General features: G+C 60.0%; 17 protein-coding genes. 7 read left to right on the plus strand and 10 right to left on the minus strand.

Annotated elements, in window-relative coordinates:
* Positions 1-85: 85 nt before the first annotated feature.
* Positions 86-1,150: a nitronate monooxygenase family protein gene (locus tag HU755_RS00310; RefSeq protein ID WP_186630172.1), complete on the minus strand. Its 1,065-nt coding sequence runs from the start codon at positions 1,148-1,150 to the stop codon at positions 86-88.
* Between the two features lie 106 nt (positions 1,151-1,256).
* Complete coding sequence (locus HU755_RS00315; RefSeq protein ID WP_186630173.1) at positions 1,257-3,698, minus strand: autotransporter; 2,442 nt, start codon at positions 3,696-3,698, stop codon at positions 1,257-1,259.
* 310 nt (positions 3,699-4,008) lie between these two features.
* Between HU755_RS00315 and HU755_RS00320 the strand changes: the two genes are divergently transcribed.
* Positions 4,009-4,992 carry an MDR family oxidoreductase gene (locus HU755_RS00320; protein WP_186630174.1) on the plus strand — a complete coding sequence of 328 codons (984 nt, stop codon included), beginning with the start codon at positions 4,009-4,011 and terminating at the stop codon, positions 4,990-4,992.
* On the opposite strand, the gene ada is transcribed toward HU755_RS00320, so the two are convergent.
* The 5 genes from ada to HU755_RS00345 all read right to left on the minus strand — a co-directional run bounded on the left by ada (position 4,982) and on the right by HU755_RS00345 (position 8,113).
* Entirely contained in the window at positions 4,982-6,049 is a 1,068-nt protein-coding gene (gene ada / locus HU755_RS00325; protein WP_186630175.1) for a bifunctional DNA-binding transcriptional regulator/O6-methylguanine-DNA methyltransferase Ada, read from the minus strand. The two genes, HU755_RS00320 and ada, sit on opposite strands and share 11 nt — an antisense overlap.
* Before the next feature lie 86 nt (positions 6,050-6,135).
* The gene (gene alkB, locus HU755_RS00330) at positions 6,136-6,801 is read right to left on the minus strand and encodes a DNA oxidative demethylase AlkB (RefSeq protein ID WP_186619085.1); all 666 of its coding nucleotides are present in this window, start codon (positions 6,799-6,801) and stop codon (positions 6,136-6,138) included.
* Between the two features lie 5 nt (positions 6,802-6,806).
* The gene (locus tag HU755_RS00335) at positions 6,807-7,517 is read right to left on the minus strand and encodes a 2OG-Fe(II) oxygenase (RefSeq protein WP_186630176.1); all 711 of its coding nucleotides are present in this window, start codon (positions 7,515-7,517) and stop codon (positions 6,807-6,809) included.
* A gap of 94 nt (positions 7,518-7,611) precedes the next feature.
* Positions 7,612-7,782: a hypothetical protein gene (locus HU755_RS00340; RefSeq protein ID WP_186630177.1), complete on the minus strand. Its 171-nt coding sequence runs from the start codon at positions 7,780-7,782 to the stop codon at positions 7,612-7,614.
* 28 nt (positions 7,783-7,810) lie between these two features.
* Positions 7,811-8,113: a DUF1883 domain-containing protein gene (locus HU755_RS00345; protein WP_007912251.1), complete on the minus strand. Its 303-nt coding sequence runs from the start codon at positions 8,111-8,113 to the stop codon at positions 7,811-7,813.
* A gap of 210 nt (positions 8,114-8,323) precedes the next feature.
* On the opposite strand from HU755_RS00345, the gene HU755_RS00350 reads away from it, so the two are divergent.
* Both HU755_RS00350 and HU755_RS00355 read left to right on the plus strand, forming a co-directional pair.
* Positions 8,324-8,680, plus strand: coding sequence for a hypothetical protein (locus tag HU755_RS00350; RefSeq protein WP_186546362.1), 357 nt, complete (start codon positions 8,324-8,326; stop codon positions 8,678-8,680).
* Between the two features lie 72 nt (positions 8,681-8,752).
* Positions 8,753-8,983, plus strand: coding sequence for a hypothetical protein (locus HU755_RS00355; protein ID WP_186546361.1), 231 nt, complete (start codon positions 8,753-8,755; stop codon positions 8,981-8,983).
* Positions 8,984-8,987: 4 nt separating this feature from the next.
* Here the strand turns inward: HU755_RS00355 and HU755_RS00360 are convergent, their stop codons facing one another.
* Positions 8,988-9,275, minus strand: a complete 288-nt coding sequence (locus HU755_RS00360; RefSeq protein ID WP_186630178.1) for a hypothetical protein — start codon at positions 9,273-9,275, stop codon at positions 8,988-8,990.
* Between the two features lie 134 nt (positions 9,276-9,409).
* The gene (locus HU755_RS00365) at positions 9,410-9,595 is read right to left on the minus strand and encodes a hypothetical protein (RefSeq protein ID WP_016774922.1); all 186 of its coding nucleotides are present in this window, start codon (positions 9,593-9,595) and stop codon (positions 9,410-9,412) included.
* A 258-nt stretch (positions 9,596-9,853) separates the two neighbouring features.
* Here HU755_RS00365 and galU point away from each other — a divergent pair, with 258 nt between their 5' ends.
* Both galU and gorA read left to right on the plus strand, forming a co-directional pair.
* Positions 9,854-10,693 carry a UTP--glucose-1-phosphate uridylyltransferase GalU gene (gene galU / locus HU755_RS00370; RefSeq protein ID WP_007912230.1) on the plus strand — a complete coding sequence of 280 codons (840 nt, stop codon included), beginning with the start codon at positions 9,854-9,856 and terminating at the stop codon, positions 10,691-10,693.
* A 129-nt stretch (positions 10,694-10,822) separates the two neighbouring features.
* On the plus strand, positions 10,823-12,181 hold the full coding sequence (gorA, locus tag HU755_RS00375; protein WP_186630179.1) for a glutathione-disulfide reductase: 1,359 nt from the start codon (positions 10,823-10,825) through the stop codon (positions 12,179-12,181).
* Here the strand turns inward: gorA and HU755_RS00380 are convergent.
* On the minus strand, positions 12,178-13,194 hold the full coding sequence (locus HU755_RS00380) for a DNA-binding protein (protein ID WP_186630180.1): 1,017 nt from the start codon (positions 13,192-13,194) through the stop codon (positions 12,178-12,180). The two genes, gorA and HU755_RS00380, sit on opposite strands and share 4 nt — an antisense overlap.
* Positions 13,195-13,370: 176 nt before the next feature.
* On the opposite strand from HU755_RS00380, the gene HU755_RS00385 reads away from it, so the two are divergent.
* Both HU755_RS00385 and ahpC read left to right on the plus strand, forming a co-directional pair.
* Entirely contained in the window at positions 13,371-14,309 is a 939-nt protein-coding gene (locus HU755_RS00385) for a site-specific integrase (protein ID WP_186630181.1), read from the plus strand.
* Positions 14,310-14,446: 137 nt separating this feature from the next.
* Complete coding sequence (gene ahpC / locus HU755_RS00390; RefSeq protein ID WP_186546356.1) at positions 14,447-15,010, plus strand: alkyl hydroperoxide reductase subunit C; 564 nt, start codon at positions 14,447-14,449, stop codon at positions 15,008-15,010.
* The last annotated feature ends 42 nt before the right edge of the window (positions 15,011-15,052 follow it).

A 15,052-nucleotide genomic window follows, 5' to 3' on the forward strand; every position in this document is an offset into this window, starting at 1 on the left:
AGTGAAATATATAGCGGAACGCCGGGCAACAGGAAGTGCTGATATTCAACCGGACAAGAACGCTCTGCTCTCGCCCGGTTGCTGCTCAATGCCGTTGCAGCCTGACGAGGCCTTCTTCAGCGAGTTGTCGCGTCAGTTCCGCGCAACCCAGCTCTTTGCCCAGCGTGAACGCCTGGCCCGCCCAGAGATTGGCGAACTGCTCTTCGTTTTTTGCCCGCAGCGGCATCAGTGCACCACCGGCCAAGGGGAATGCCGGCGCCTTGTCCGACATCGGCCCGAGTTCCCGCATGACGCGATTGAGAATGCCCCGCGCCGGTCGCCCGGTGAAAAGATTGGTGATTGCCGTCTCGCTCTCTTTGGCGGTGCGCAACGCGCGGTGATGGGCGGCGCTGACTTTGGCTTCGGGCGTAAACAGATACGCGGTGCCAACTTGCACCCCGGCCGCGCCGAGCATGAATGCCGCCGCGACACCGCGCGGGTCGGCGATCGCGCCGGCCGCGATGACCGGCACGCGCACAGCGTCGACCACTTGTGGCACCAGGGCAAACGTACCGACCTGACTGCTCAAATCCTCGCTGAGGAACATCCCGCGGTGGCCGCCCGCCTCATAGCCCATGGCGATGATCGCGTCGCAGCCGTTCTGCTCCAGCCACACGGCTTCATCCACCGTGGTGGCGGACGAGAGAATTTTTGCGCCGGTGGCTTTGACCCGATCCAGTAACGACTTTTCAGGCAAGCCGAAGTGGAAACTCACCACTTCGGGCCGAAACGCTTCCAGCACTTCGCAGGCGGCAGCATCGAACGGCGCGCGGTTGGACACCGGGGTGGGCGCGTCGAAGTCGACGCCCAGTTCGCGGTAATAAGGCTCCAGCAGGTTTTTCCAGTCGCGGGCGCGTTGCTCGTCGGCCGCCGGAGGCTGGTGGCAAAAAAAGTTGACGTTGAACGGTTTGCTTGTGTGCTGACGAATCGTTTGCAGTTCGTCGCGCAATTGCTCGATGCTCAGCATTGCTGCCGGCATTGAGCCGAGTCCACCGGCATTGCACACGGCAATCACCATGGACGAGTTCGTCGCCCCGGCCATCGGGCCTTGAATGATTGGCAACTCAATGCCGAGCAGATCAATAAGACGGGTGTCTGGCCATTGGCTCATGGGGGTTCTCCGAACGACGGAACGGGCAGGAACGGCTGAGCCGGTTTTTTAACAGCAAAACCCGATGTTCAGCCAGTTCGAAATTCAGAACATCTTGTGCAGGTTTTCAGCGCCGGTGTGCTCCGCCGCCGCCGAAAGAGCGATTCATGACTTGCGAAGATCGATGGACATTCTGGGTGCGTTGGTTGCCCAAATGGCGTGCAGCGGATTCCCGGTTGAGGTGTTGCAATTGCGCGTTGTTGTTGATTGACGCCGGCCGTGCGGCACCGCCCTTGGGCATCGCTTGCCAGCCATTGTCGGTCTTCTTGTACACGTTGCCGTCGTGCCCCGCATACACATTGTCGTTGACCCGTGCGGCGCCGCTGTTGCGTCCGCGCACGCCGGCGTATTGCGTGCTGTTGCCGGTATTGGGGTTGTACACCGCGCCGCGGTTGGCCGTGACCTGGGTGCCGTTGCGCACGTTGCCGACGGTGACACGCTCGCCGGCAATCGCCGCGCCTTTCGGTCCGACGGCGACGCCGCTGCGACCCGCCGCGTAATTGCCGGTATAGACATTGTGCACGGCGGCGCGTTGACCGGCCGCCGCGACACCGGTGCGCGAGTTGTAGGAAGACCCGACTTGCCCGGCCCAGCGATTCCCCGTCCAGGCGTTGTAACCGGCGCCATAGCGACTGACCGTCGCCCGATCACCCCATTGATGATAGAGATTGCCGGTAGTGCCCGCCCAGCCGCCGGGGCCCCAGGCGATGGCGCCGCCGCGATAACCATAGGCCGCGCCGCCCCAGGCCAGCGGCGCCGGGTACAAACGTGGCCCCCAGGCGTAGCCCCAACCGTAATTGCCCCACCATGGATAAGCGCCCCAGCCCCAGCCCATCGCCACGGTGCTGCCGCCCCAGCTCCAGCCGAAGCCGAAACCGAACGTCCATCCGGTCCAGGGGGTGTAGCGAATCGCGACGCCAAAACCGTAAGTCACCGGTGGCCCGTACCAGACGCTTCCGACCCAGGGTGTGTAGGGATAACCGGTGCCATACACCACTACACCTGTGGTTGGGTCAACGTTCGAACCCTGGTAACCCGGTGTATAGCCGACCACCACCGTATCGCCGCTCGATTGGTAGACCTTGACGTAGGTGAGGTAATGCATCGGCGAGCTGGGGGGAATCGAATAGATCACCGCCGGTACCGACCCTGCGACCGCCCACGGTCCGTTGAGTGTCGTGGCGGTGAACCAGATGCCGTTTTCCACGGCGTACCAGCTGTTGTTGTCGACCCTGATGATTGGCGTCGCACTGTTGATCACGTATTGCAGCGATGTAGGGCTGATGGCTTTGAGCTGCGGTTCGCCATCGAACTGCGGCGCGGTCATGTTCACCGCGCTTTTTTTGATGACTGAGGTTTGCGCAATCGTCGCCGCGATGGCCGCTTCTTGCGCCTGCGGTGTGCCCGCGACCGAGGCCTTGACGTTTTCTTTTGCGCTGTCGTCGGGAATGGCGGCGAAGTCGGCGGGTAATTTGTCGGCCGGGACAAACGTCCACGGGCCGTTCATGTCACTGGCGCGAAACCAGCGCCCGGAGATCAGCACGTAGCTGTTCTGATCGCCGATTTCCTTGAAGATGTGGCCGGTGGTGTTGCTGACGTAGAGCAGGCTTGTGCCTTGAATCGGCAACCACTGCGCGGCGCCGTCCATAACGATCAGTTCGGTGGGCGTGGTGGCGATGAAAATCTTTGGCTGCGGCGGTTTGGCCAGGCTCGGCACTGTGTCTTGCGGGTCGCTCTGCCCGGTCAACAGGTCGACCTGGCGGCTCTTGATCGCCGCTTGCCTGGCCTTTTCAAGCTCCGCAGGCGGTGCCGCGAGGCGCTGATAATCGCCATCGAATCGCTCGGCCACCATCCAGCCATCGAAGACATGCAGATAGTGTCGGCCCTGCGCGTCTTTGAGTAACAGCGGGCGGGTATTGATGACCCGTTGCAGCGCGGTGCCGTCGACCGCTCGATACGCCGGATCGCCATCGATATAGACGAGCAGGGCGGGCACCTCGGAGGTGAGAATGCTCGGTGGCGTGTTTTCCAGCGGCGCGCTGTCTGCCTGGTGTTCCGCTGAGAGCACGCTGACGGCCGCTTCGAGCTGGTCGAGGGAAATGGTTTTCTTGCGGTTGCCGGCATCTTTTTGCAGGGCCGCTATCCAGATGTCAGCCTGCGCGGCGTCGGCGGGAAAGTCGGCCTTGGTGACCTGGTATTGATCCAGCGCGACCCAGCGGGTGGCCTTGTCGACCAGGGTGTGTGCGCTGAACTGCACGATGCCATAGGTAGATTGGCCGTCGGCGCTCGTCGCTTCCACCGCTGCGCGTCCGTTGAGTGTGTAGCCATCCCAGCTGTCCAGTTGAGGTTGGTAAACGGTGAGTTTGGCCGTGCCGCTGGTGATGACTTGCGGCCATGTCGGCTCGTCCGTCACGGCGGTTTTTTTGCTGGCTGCGGGCGCCGCCCAAGCGTTGCCGAACACCAGTGTGCAGAGCATCAACAGCATCGGTAACGCGCGCAGGTAAGACATTGTCAGCTCCATCGACAGGGCTGTTTTTGAAGGGATGACAGCCGTCGAAAAAGCATAGTCGCCCGCGATGGAAACGCCCGGCGGATACCCAGATTGGCGCAAAGTCGAGTGCGGCAACGTGAATATTGGAGATCAGTGTGGGAGGGGGCTTGCTCCCGAAGGCGGTGGGTCAGTCAGCAACTATTTCACTGCCCCGGCGCTTTCGCGAGCAAGCCCGCTCCCACAGTTTTTTTTGTGGTGCCAGTGGGTTTTTTATTGCGATGTGGTATTTGAAGGCACGCTATCTTCACAACAGCAACGAGAGGCCGTCATGTTCAACGCCATAGTGATCGATAAAGACGACAGCGGTTATCGCGCCAGCCTGCAGCAACTCAATGACGCGCAATTGCCCGAGGGCGATGTGACCGTGCAGGTTGCGTACAGCACGCTGAACTTCAAGGATGGCCTGGCAATCACCGGCAGCAGCCCGGTGGTGCGCAAGTTTCCGATGGTGCCGGGGATCGACCTTGCCGGCACCGTCGAGGCCAGTTCGCACCCGGACTACAAACCGGGCGATCAAGTGTTGCTCAACGGCTGGGGCGTCGGCGAGCAACATTGGGGCGGTCTGGCGCAGAAGGCACGGCTCAACGGCGACTGGTTGATTGCGTTGCCCGAGGCGTTTACCCCGGCACAAGCCATGGCCATCGGCACCGCGGGATACACGGCCATGCTGTGTATTCTGGCGCTGGAGCGCAATGGCGTGACGCCGGACCAGGGGGAGGTGCTGGTGACCGGCGCCAACGGCGGTGTCGGCAGTTTTGCCATCGCGCTGCTGAGCAAGCTGGGTTACCGGGTCGTGGCGTCCACCGGCCGTATGTCCGAACATGAATACCTCAAGCAACTGGGCGCCACTGAAATCATTGATCGTGACACTCTGTCCGCGCCGGGCAAGCCGCTGGCCAAGGAGCGCTGGGCCGGGGTCATCGATTCGGTCGGCAGTCACACGTTGGCCAATGCCTGCGCCAGCACGCGTTCGGAGGGCACCGTGGCGGCGTGCGGTCTGGCCCAGGGCATGGACTTTCCCGCCTCAGTGGCGCCGTTCATTTTGCGCGGGGTCACGCTGGCTGGCATCAACAGCGTCACTCAGCCCAAGGCGCGTCGCCTACAAGCGTGGGATCGCCTGGCGACAGACCTTGACGTTGCTCTGTTGGCGCTGATCAGCCGCGAGATCAGCTTGAGCGAAGCCCTCGACGCCGCACCGCAGTTGCTGGCTGGACAGCTGCGCGGGCGCGTGGTGGTCGACGTCAATCGCTGAGTTCACGGTCGAGTAACTGGCGTTTGCGTTCGACGCCCCAGCGATAGCCGGACAGGTTGCCATCGCTGCGCACCACGCGGTGGCAGGGAATCGCCACCGCGAGCTTGTTGGCGCCGCACGCCTGCGCCACGGCGCGCATTGATGTCGGTGCGCCGATGCGTTGGGCAATTTCAGCGTAACTGGCGGTGCTGCCGCTCGGAATCTCCCGCAGCGCCTGCCATACGCGTTCCTGAAACGCAGTGCCTCTGACGTCCAGCGGCAGATCGAGGCCGATTGCCGGCGCTTCGACAAACCCGACGACCTTGGCGATCAGCTGTTCGAAGTCGGTGTCGGCACCGATCAGGTTGGCCTGGCGAAACTGATCCTGCAGATCGCACACCAGCTGATGCGGGTCGTCGCCCAGCAGAATCGCACAAATGCCGCGCGCGCTTTGCGCCACCAACAGCGCGCCGAGTGAGCATTGGCCGACAGCGAAACGAATGTCATTGTTGTGCCCGGCCGAGCGGTACTCAGCCGGCTTCATCCCCAGCAACCGATCGGCCGATTCATAGAAGCGACTATTGGAATTGAAGCCCGCCTCATAAAGAGCATCGGTAATCGAACCACCGCCCGCCAGACGCTCACGCACCCGACGCGAGCGATGGGCGGCAAAGTAGCCTCTGGGCGTCAGCCCTGTAGCCGCCTTGAACACACGGTGAAAATGAAACGGGCTCAACCCGGCCGCCGCGGCCAGTTCATTGAGCGACGGCAACGTCTCGGCGGCCTCGATACGGCGGCAGGCGATCGCCACGGTGGCGGCACGTTGCGCGGCGACTTCGCTGTGATCCTTGCTGGCGCGCCTGCTCGGGCGATAACCGGCGGCTTCTGCCTGTTCGGCCGTGTCGAAAAACTCGACATTCTTTGGCTTCGGCAGCCGTGCAAGGCTGCTCGGGCGGCAGTAAATGCCGGTGGTTTTCACGGCGTAGACAAATTGCCCGTCCGCCTGCGGGTCCCGCGCCACCACAGCGGCCCAGCGTGGATCAGCTTCGGTGTCGAGAGTGTAGGACTGCGTTTTCATGAGAGGACATCCGTTGGCCTGTTTGACTCAGGTTAACCAGCCTTGATGATCGCAACACTCCGGGCCTTGCGCTCAAATTCTTGCGCTTATCCGGCAACGCGGAACGTCAGATTGATTCGTTGTTCGCCAAGTTGCGGATGCCGGCCGTGTCTGATCGGCAGCACCCCATGAAAACGCAGGCGATCGACGCCGCCCCAGACCACCATATCGCCGTGCAGCAGGGGGATGCGCTGGCTCTTGTCACTGCGTGCGAAACCGCCGAACAGGAACATCGCCGGCAATCCCAGCGACAGCGAAACGATCGGCGCGGCGTAGGCCTTTTCGTCTTTGTCCTGATGCAACGACATCTTGGCACCGGGGACATAGCGATTGATCAGGCAGGAATCAGCGTGGAAATCAGCAAAACCGGCCCGCTCGGCGGCGGCATGCGCCAATTCGGCAAACACCGTCGGCATCGGCGGCCAGGGTAACCCGCTGAGAGGATCGACACGGGTGTAGCGATAGCCGCTGCGATCGGTTATCCAGCCCAGCGCGCCGCAACTGCTGGTGCCGACCGACATGCTGAAGCCCCCCGGCGTAACCATGTGCCGCAACGGGGCGGCGGCGAGAATAGCCGCCAGCTGCGTCAGCAACGATTCGATGCGGGGCAAGGCGAAACCGCGCAGCACCCACGATTGCTCGCCGATCTGCTCGTTACGCGGCTGCTGTACGGGTTCGTGATCGCTGAACAGATCAAAAGGATTCGGTTGCATGGCGCTCATGACGCATCGTGGAAAATGATGCCTAGAGTATGCCGATTGCCACTGTGCAGGCGACTGACGCCGTGACGCATGGTCACCCGATAATCGCCCCGCACACCTTTGACCGGCCGTTGATTGACGGCAAAAATCACCGCGTCACCTTTCTGTAAATCCAGCACCTGCGGGCGCGATTGCATGCGCGGGCGCTGTTCGGTCAACACGAACTCGCCGCCTGTGAAGTCCCGCCCCGGTTGCGACAGAAGCAGCGCCACTTGCAGCGGGAACACCTGCTCGCCGTAGAGATCCTGGTGCAGGCAATTGTAATCCTGCGGGCCATATTGCAATAACAATGGGGTAGGGCGCTGTTGGCCGGCAGCATGGCAGCGCTGGAGAAACTCGGCATGAGTCGCTGGAAAACGCTGCGCCAGACCCATCCGCTCGTACCAACGGTTAGCCAGCGGCACCAGTCGCGGGTACAGCGCTGTGCGCAGACGTTCGACCGGGGCAGGAAGGGGATAGCTGAAGTATTTGTATTCGCCGCGACCGAATCCGTGGCGGGCCATGATGACCTGCGAACGAAACGGCTCGGTCTGCGGATACAGAGCACTCAAGCGCTCGCAGGTTTCGGTCCGTAGCAACGAGCGGATGATCGCGCAGCCGTGCTGATCCAGTTGCTGCTCCAGGCTTGCCCAGTCGAGTGCATCCAGCCGGGAAGGTGACAGTGTCATGCCGACTCCTTGATGGTCATCGAGGGGGCAGTCTAGGCAGGCCTTGGCGGGAAAACACTCCGCCACTTGCGGTCGAACTCTATGACAAGACGACTTACAGCGCTTTGCTGACTTTGATGTCAGTGACTTCTTCGTCGGTGTGCAGCTTTTGCAGCGCCGCTTTCGCTTCCTCGTCGGTGCCGGTTTCCAGCTCGGCGAACTCGAAACGCTGTTCACCGTCGAGCTTGTATTTGATGACGTATTTGGTCTTTTGCGCCACGGTCATGGTTTCCTTTCAGAATAGGCTACGTGTTTCAGCTCAGTTTAGTGCTGGAGCGACGGATGATCTTGATCGAGTGAGTCAGCGTCGGCTTGCGCGTCACGCTGATTGCGCGGCGATTGACGGTGTCGATGGTGATGTTCCAGAAGCCGGTGCTGGGCGCGGTGATGCGCGCCGGAAACGTGTCGAAGGCGCCGCCGTGGTAAGTGTGACGGCCGCCATTCTTGAAGCTGCGGAAGTTGGCGTCGTTCATCAGACGAATGTTGCACATTTGCGAGCATTGGATGACGACGATGTCGTCTTCGTTAAGGTGTTCGCGCTGGTGAATAAATTTCATGGGCGCCTCCAGAAGGGCTTTTTCTACAAAATCAAAACGATAGCTTGTCAATGAGCGCAGTTTATCAGCCCGCACGGGTTATTATCTGGCCGTCGGGCGTCGCTTTGACAATTTTGAACAGATATTCGCGATTGGATGCGGGTTAAATGCAAAAGGCTCCGGATAAAAACGGCATTTGTGCTGTCGGACGGTCTTTAACGGAGGTTAGGTATGAAGTGGGGTGTGGTGTGTGTGCCGTGGATTCTGGCTCTGGCCGGTTGTGCGAATGTTGCCGAAATCAATGAAACACTGCCGACCATGAGCGTGATCTCCGGAAAGAAGCCCCTTGAATACGCGCAGTGCCTGTCCGATAAGCTCGCCGACAGCCGCGGCGCGCTGCAGTTGCAGCCGCACAAAGAAGGCGTGCGGGTGATCGTTCCCGGCAAACTGTCTTCAGGCCCGGCGGCTGTGTTTGATATCGAAGACCGCTCCGGCGGCAGCAGTATCAAGCTGCATGAGCGCATGTCCAACGTGCCGGTTCGCCCGCATGATGTGCAGAAAGCCGCAAACGCCTGCATTTCCGGCTGATAGACTATCGGTCATCAGTATCGAATGCCGTCACAGTCACGCTGTGACGGCATTTTCATTCCGGGAGTCGCGATGAAGCGAGAGCACGTGCGGGAGCGCCACGCAGAAGGCCTTATTTCTGCCACCCATGTCATCCAGAACCCGGCGAATCCTGGGGAGTGGATCGTGTTTTTCAAGAAAAGCGCCGGGCGCAGTTACTTTTTGGTCGACGAGAACGACGAAGTCGAATCTTTCAACCGGCTCGACGATCTTATCGACGTCGTGCGCGGCCTTGGCATCAAGTTCGCCGAAATTCACATGTAAGCTGTTATTTGCAGACCACGACGACCGAGCGATTCTTGTAATTGCCGACATCGACTCCGAGGGTCTTGTCGCTTTCCGCTGGCGCAGGCGTGCCATCGGTGCCGACGATGCGATAGCCGGTGCCCGCGCAAGAAGCATCGGCTTTTTCATAGCACATCGCCCAGGAGTTGGCTTCGCCGGAGCAATCGATGCTCAGGCCCTGTTCGCCGTTTTTAAGGTAGGTGGGTTGCGAGGTGGCACAACCGCCGACCAGCAGAAGTGCAAAAAGGGGCAGCATCGTTTTCTTGGTCATATCAGGTCTTCAGCGAGGGGGACTAGACGCTCTGACAGCGCCGCGGTGAAAAGGTTATAGCGTTTTGCCACTTGTTTGTATGCAGGCACAAAAAAGCCCTGCGCATGGCAGGGCTCTGTGTTTCCTGGCGCCGATCAGTCTTGATCCTTGCCACGGCGTTTTGACGATGCCGGAGTGTCTGTGAACACCGATGCCACGTCTGTCGCCATCTGTTCGCTGTCGAACGGCCCGGCGATGTGTTCGCCGTTGGTGGTGGTCAGCGTCCATTTGCCGTCTTTCTTGTCGATCACGTACCCATTGATGATTTTTACCGCAGCCATCTAGTCTGTCTCGTTCGCTGGTTCAAAAGCCGCCATGATACCGGCAATTGCTCGCATCCGGGTCTGAAAAGCGTATGGTAGTGCCGTTTGCCGGCGTCTTGCGCTACGCTGACTGCGCCGCCCGAAACACCGATGGAACTATCGGCAAGAATATTTCTCTATGATGGCATCGGTTAGCCAGTGCGGGGCATTGTAAGGTGCACGCCGCCTGATTAGACTGCGCCGAAACTCGTACACACAGCCTTTTCAAGGACTTATATGATCAAGAAATGCTTGTTCCCAGCAGCCGGTTACGGTACTCGCTTCCTGCCAGCGACTAAAGCCATGCCTAAAGAAATGCTGCCGGTGGTAAACAAGCCACTGATCCAGTACGGCGTTGAAGAAGCGCTGGACGCCGGCCTGACGGAAATCTCCATCGTCACCGGTCGTGGCAAGCGCGCGCTGGAAGACCACTTCGACATCAGCTACGAGCTGGAAAACCAGATCAAGGGCACCGACAAAGAGAAATACCTGGTCGGCATCCGCAAGCTGCTCGACGAGTGCTCGTTCTCCTACACCCGTCAGACCGAAATGAAAGGCCTCGGCCACGCGATCCTGACCGGTCGCCCGCTGATCGGTGACGAACCGTTCGCCGTGGTGCTGGCGGACGACCTGTGCGTCAACCTCGAAGGCGACGGCGTCCTGACCCAGATGGTCAAGCTGTACAAGCAGTTCCGCTGCTCGATCATCGCCATCCAGGAAGTCGACCCGCAGGAAACCAGCAAATACGGCGTGATCGCCGGCGAGATGATCCGCGACGACATCTATCGCGTGCACAGCATGGTTGAGAAGCCCAAGCCGGAAGACGCACCGTCGAACCTGGCGATCATTGGTCGTTACATCCTGACTCCGGACATCTTCGACCTGATCGAACAGACCGAGCCAGGCAAGGGCGGCGAAATCCAGATCACCGACGCCCTGATGAAACAAGCCCAGAACGGCTGCGTCATGGCCTACAAGTTCAAAGGCAAGCGTTTCGACTGCGGTGGTGCTGAAGGTTACATCGAGGCGACCAACTTCTGCTTCGAGAACTTCTACAAGACGGGCAAGGCTTACTAAGTCCGTTTGAGCTGTCTGCAAGATAAAGCCACCTTCGGGTGGCTTTTTCGTTTTCCGCCCTTATATGGATGGCAGCGCTTGCCCAATGGATGGCTGCAGGTATGCTGATCGCCTGCCGAGGAGATAGAAATGGCCTACGATTTTGACCTTTATGTGATTGGCGCCGGTTCTGGCGGTGTGCGGGCGGCGCGGTTTGCGGCCGGTTTTGGTGCGAGGGTGGCGGTGGCTGAAAGCCGTTATCTGGGCGGCACCTGCGTCAACGTTGGCTGCGTGCCGAAAAAGCTGTTGGTGTACGGAGCGCACTTTGCCGAAGATTTCGAGCAGTCGTCCGGTTTTGGCTGGAGTCTGGGCGAGGCGAATTTCGATTGGGCCACTCTGATTGCCAACAAGGACCGCGAGATCAATCGCCTCAACGGTATCTACCGCAACCTGTTGGTCAACAGCGGCGTGACGCTGCATGAGGCGCACGCGAAGATCGTCGGGCCGCACGAGGTTGAGGTCGATGGCCGGCGTTACACTGCCGAGAATATTCTGATTGCGACCGGCGGCTGGCCGCAGATTCCGCAGATTCCAGGCCACGAACATGCTATCGGCTCGAACGAAGCATTCTTTCTCAAAGAGCTGCCCAAGCGTGTGCTGGTGGTCGGCGGCGGTTACATCGCCGTCGAGTTCGCCGGGATTTTCCATGGCCTTGGCGCCAACACTACACTGCTGTACCGCGGCGATCTGTTCCTGCGGGGCTTTGATGGTGCGGTGCGCAAGCATTTGCAGGAAGAACTGACCAAGCGCGGCATGGATTTGCAGTTCAACGCTGACATCGCGCGGATCGACAAGCAGGCCGACGGCAGCCTGAAAGCGACCCTCAAGGACGGGCGTGTTCTGGACGCGGATTGCGTTTTCTACGCCACAGGTCGGCGTCCGATGCTGGACAATCTGGGTCTGGAAAACACTGATGTGCAGCTCGACGACAAGGGCTTTATCAAAGTCGATGAGCAATACCAGACCGCCGAACCCTCGATTCTCGCGCTGGGCGATGTCATTGGTCGTGTGCAGCTGACGCCGGTGGCATTGGCCGAGGGCATGGCGGTGGCGCGGCGCTTGTTCAAGCCCGAGCAGTATCGTCCGGTCGACTACAAGATGATCCCGACCGCGGTATTCAGCCTGCCGAACATTGGCACTGTGGGTTTGACTGAGGAAGAGGCGCGCGAGGCGGGCCATGACGTGGTTATCTTTGAAAGCCGTTTCCGCCCAATGAAACTGACATTGACCGATTGTCAGGAGAAAACCCTGATGAAGCTGGTGGTGGATGGCAAGACCGATAAAGTACTCGGTTGCCACATGGTCGGCCCGGACGCTGGCGAGATCGTCCAAGGCCTAGCGATCGCGCTGAAGGCAGGTGCCACCAAGCGCGACTTCGACGACACGATCGGGGTCCACCCGACGGCCGCCGAAGAATTCGTCACCATGCGTACGCCGGTCGGCGCTTAAGCGTCCTTCGGTTTGGCCAGGTCTGGCGCCGCCGCAACGGTGGCTGCCAGACGCTGGCTTTCTTCAAGATTTGCCTGCGCTTTGCTTAATTCCTTTTCCAGCGCCTGATTGAGTTGCGTCTGCTCCTCGACGTTCTGTTTGAGCACTTGGCTCTCCAGTGAGGCCACGCGCAGGCGTTCCTGGAGGAGGGTGCGCTCGCTGTCGACGCGAGTGGCTTGCTCCAGCAACTGATCCTGACGCAGGTTGCTCTGCTTGAGCTGGTCCTGCATCAGGCTCAGTTCGCGCTGGGTGCCGCGGTTTTCGGTGAGCAGGCGCTCGTTGTCGCGGTGCAGTTGGGTGATTTCGTCCTGGCGTACGAGGGCGCTTTGCTGGGCTTGGCGCAATTCGGCTTGCAGTTGCTGAACCTGGGCTTCGTGGCGACTCTGCTCCTGTTCGCGTTGTTCTCGGGCAGCGTTGCGGTAGTGCTCCAGCGCGTCGCGGGCGTGCAGGTGCTTTTCTTCCAGGGAGCGAATCTGCTCATCCTTGTCCTGCAGGCGCAATTCAAAGTCCGCCAGCGCCTGATTCAGCCCGGCGTTGCGGGTCTGTTCGGTTTGCAGCATCGAGCGCGTATTGCTCAGGGCTTCGGACTCACGCGCCAGGGCGGCGCCCTGAATGTCGTGCTCGTGTTCGAGTTTCTCCAGGGCCAGACGTGTCTGCTTCAGCTCGGATTCCAGCGCCTCGCGCTGCTCCTCGAATTGTTCGCGCGCCTGTTCGATGGGCTCCTGCGCCTGTTCTTTCAAACGTTGCGCGAGGCGCGAGACCAGTGCGGCCAACTCGTCATCGATCGGTTCCGCCGAGGCTTCGACGGGCTGTGCACCGTCATCCAGTTCCTTCAAATAGCGATGGATCGTGGTTTTCGAGCCGGTGTTGCCCATTTCAATGCGTACCGCATCGATGCTCGGGTGTTCGCCGCGAGCCAGAATCGCGGTGCGCGCAATCTGCACCAGGGCTTTGGTAATGCCGCCACGGGCCATGTGAACTCCTACGGTTACGTACTGTGGTACATGCCACTAAAGTACGCAGTGTACCACGCTGAAAATAAAGTTAAATCTTTGATATAGAAGGGGCGGGATATACTGGTATTACCCAGTGTCAGGCGGCAAAATGCCGATTTGCACCCCTGAATCAGTACGCCGAGAGAAAACCGCCCATGAGCGACCTGGATCGCTATCTGCAAGCTGCGACCCGTGACAACACGCGCCGCAGCTATCGCGCCGCCATCGAGCATTTTGAAGTGGTCTGGGGCGGCTTCTTGCCTGCAACAGCCGACAGCGTTGCGCGCTATCTGGTGGAGCATGCAGGAGTGCTGTCGATCAATACGCTGAAGCTGCGTCTGTCAGCGCTGGCGCAGTGGCACAACAGTCAGGGATTTGCCGACCCGACCAAGGCGCCGGTGGTGCGCAAGGTGTTCAAAGGTATTCGCGCATTGCACCCGGCTCAGGAAAAACAGGCCGAGCCGTTGCAATTGCAGGATTTGCAGCGTGTGATCGATTGGCTGGAGCACGAAGGTCAGACTGCCCGACAGCAGCAGGATCGCCCTGCGTTGCTCAAGGCTTATCGAGATCGCGCACTGATTCTGCTGGGTTTCTGGCGCGGCTTTCGCAGCGACGAGCTGTGCCGCTTGCAGATCGAACATGTGCAGGCTCACGCTGGCCGCGGCATCACCTTGTACCTGCCGCGCAGCAAGGGCGATCGCGAGAATCTGGGGCAGACCTATCAGGCGCCGGCGCTGTTGAAGCTTTGTCCGGTTCAGGCTTACATCGACTGGGTCACCGAAGCGGCGCTGGTCCGTGGCGCGGTTTTTCGCAGCATCGACCGCTGGGGCAATCTGAACGAGGAGGGCCTGCACGCAAACAGCATTATCCCGCTACTACGCCAGGCCTTGCAGCGCGCGGGGATCGCCGCTGAGAACTACACCAGCCATTCCCTGCGTCGCGGCTTCGCCACTTGGGCTCATCAAAGCGGCTGGGATTTGAAGTCGCTGATGAGTTACGTCGGCTGGAAGGACATGAAATCCGCAATGCGTTATGTTGAGGTCAGCCCATTCCAGGGAATGGCTCGGATCATGGATAAGCCGGATCAAGCGTAGAGATCGTTTTCTTCTATTAATACAGTCACGTAATAGCGAAAACAAATCAGCAGTATCAGGTTTGCCAATGAGCCTTCCGTCCAGTGAATGGGTAGGATTCACCCATCAACTTCATAACCCCTGACGGAGAGTCATCGATGCCTATCATCAACAGCCAAGTAAAACCGTTCAAAGCTACCGCGTTCAAAAACGGCGATTTCGTTGAAGTTTCGGACGCTGACCTGAAGGGCAAGTGGTCGGTCGTGTTCTTCTACCCAGCCGACTTCACCTTCGTCTGCCCAACCGAGCTGGAAGACCTGGCCGACAACTACGCTGAGTTCAAGAAGCTGGGCGTAGAAATCTACAGCGTCTCCACCGACACGCATTTTGCCCACGCTGCCTGGCACAACACTTCGCCAGCCATCGGCAAAATCGAATACACCATGATCGGCGACCCGACCCACGTCATCTCCCGCAACTTCGACGTGCTGATCGAAGAAGCCGGTCTGGCGGATCGTGGCACCTTCGTGATCAACCCTGAAGGTCAGATCAAAATCGTTGAGCTGAACGATGGCGGCGTTGGCCGTGACGCTTCCGAGCTGCTGCGCAAGATCAAGGCTGCTCAGTACGTCGCTGCACACCCAGGCGAAGTTTGCCCAGCCAAGTGGAAAGAAGGCGAGGCCACTCTGGCTCCGTCCCTGGACCTGGTCGGCAAGATCTAAGTCTGTGACACGCAACGCAGGGCGGTACGCCGCACCTTCTTA

It is taken from the genome of Pseudomonas sp. SWRI111, from assembly GCF_014268555.1.
Classification (GTDB): Bacteria; Pseudomonadota; Gammaproteobacteria; order Pseudomonadales; family Pseudomonadaceae; genus Aquipseudomonas; species Aquipseudomonas hamedanensis.

What these genes read in the sequence shown, in the direction of transcription:
- HU755_RS00385 (WP_186630181.1), top strand. Translation starts at nt 13,371, where the DNA reads ATGAGCGACCTGGATCGCTATCTGCAAGCTGCGACCCGTGACAACACG.
- galU (WP_007912230.1), top strand. Translation starts at nt 9,854, where the DNA reads ATGATCAAGAAATGCTTGTTCCCAGCAGCCGGTTACGGTACTCGCTTC.
- HU755_RS00315 (WP_186630173.1), bottom strand. Translation starts at nt 3,698, where the DNA reads ATGTCTTACCTGCGCGCGTTACCGATGCTGTTGATGCTCTGCACACTG.
- HU755_RS00340 (WP_186630177.1), bottom strand. Translation starts at nt 7,782, where the DNA reads ATGACCGTGGCGCAAAAGACCAAATACGTCATCAAATACAAGCTCGAC.
- ada (WP_186630175.1), bottom strand. Translation starts at nt 6,049, where the DNA reads ATGAAAACGCAGTCCTACACTCTCGACACCGAAGCTGATCCACGCTGG.
- ahpC (WP_186546356.1), top strand. Translation starts at nt 14,447, where the DNA reads ATGCCTATCATCAACAGCCAAGTAAAACCGTTCAAAGCTACCGCGTTC.
- HU755_RS00360 (WP_186630178.1), bottom strand. Translation starts at nt 9,275, where the DNA reads ATGACCAAGAAAACGATGCTGCCCCTTTTTGCACTTCTGCTGGTCGGC.
- HU755_RS00345 (WP_007912251.1), bottom strand. Translation starts at nt 8,113, where the DNA reads ATGAAATTTATTCACCAGCGCGAACACCTTAACGAAGACGACATCGTC.
- HU755_RS00310 (WP_186630172.1), bottom strand. Translation starts at nt 1,150, where the DNA reads ATGAGCCAATGGCCAGACACCCGTCTTATTGATCTGCTCGGCATTGAG.
- HU755_RS00320 (WP_186630174.1), top strand. Translation starts at nt 4,009, where the DNA reads ATGTTCAACGCCATAGTGATCGATAAAGACGACAGCGGTTATCGCGCC.
- HU755_RS00350 (WP_186546362.1), top strand. Translation starts at nt 8,324, where the DNA reads ATGAAGTGGGGTGTGGTGTGTGTGCCGTGGATTCTGGCTCTGGCCGGT.
- HU755_RS00380 (WP_186630180.1), bottom strand. Translation starts at nt 13,194, where the DNA reads ATGGCCCGTGGCGGCATTACCAAAGCCCTGGTGCAGATTGCGCGCACC.
- gorA (WP_186630179.1), top strand. Translation starts at nt 10,823, where the DNA reads ATGGCCTACGATTTTGACCTTTATGTGATTGGCGCCGGTTCTGGCGGT.
- HU755_RS00335 (WP_186630176.1), bottom strand. Translation starts at nt 7,517, where the DNA reads ATGACACTGTCACCTTCCCGGCTGGATGCACTCGACTGGGCAAGCCTG.
- HU755_RS00365 (WP_016774922.1), bottom strand. Translation starts at nt 9,595, where the DNA reads ATGGCTGCGGTAAAAATCATCAATGGGTACGTGATCGACAAGAAAGAC.
- HU755_RS00355 (WP_186546361.1), top strand. Translation starts at nt 8,753, where the DNA reads ATGAAGCGAGAGCACGTGCGGGAGCGCCACGCAGAAGGCCTTATTTCT.
- alkB (WP_186619085.1), bottom strand. Translation starts at nt 6,801, where the DNA reads ATGCAACCGAATCCTTTTGATCTGTTCAGCGATCACGAACCCGTACAG.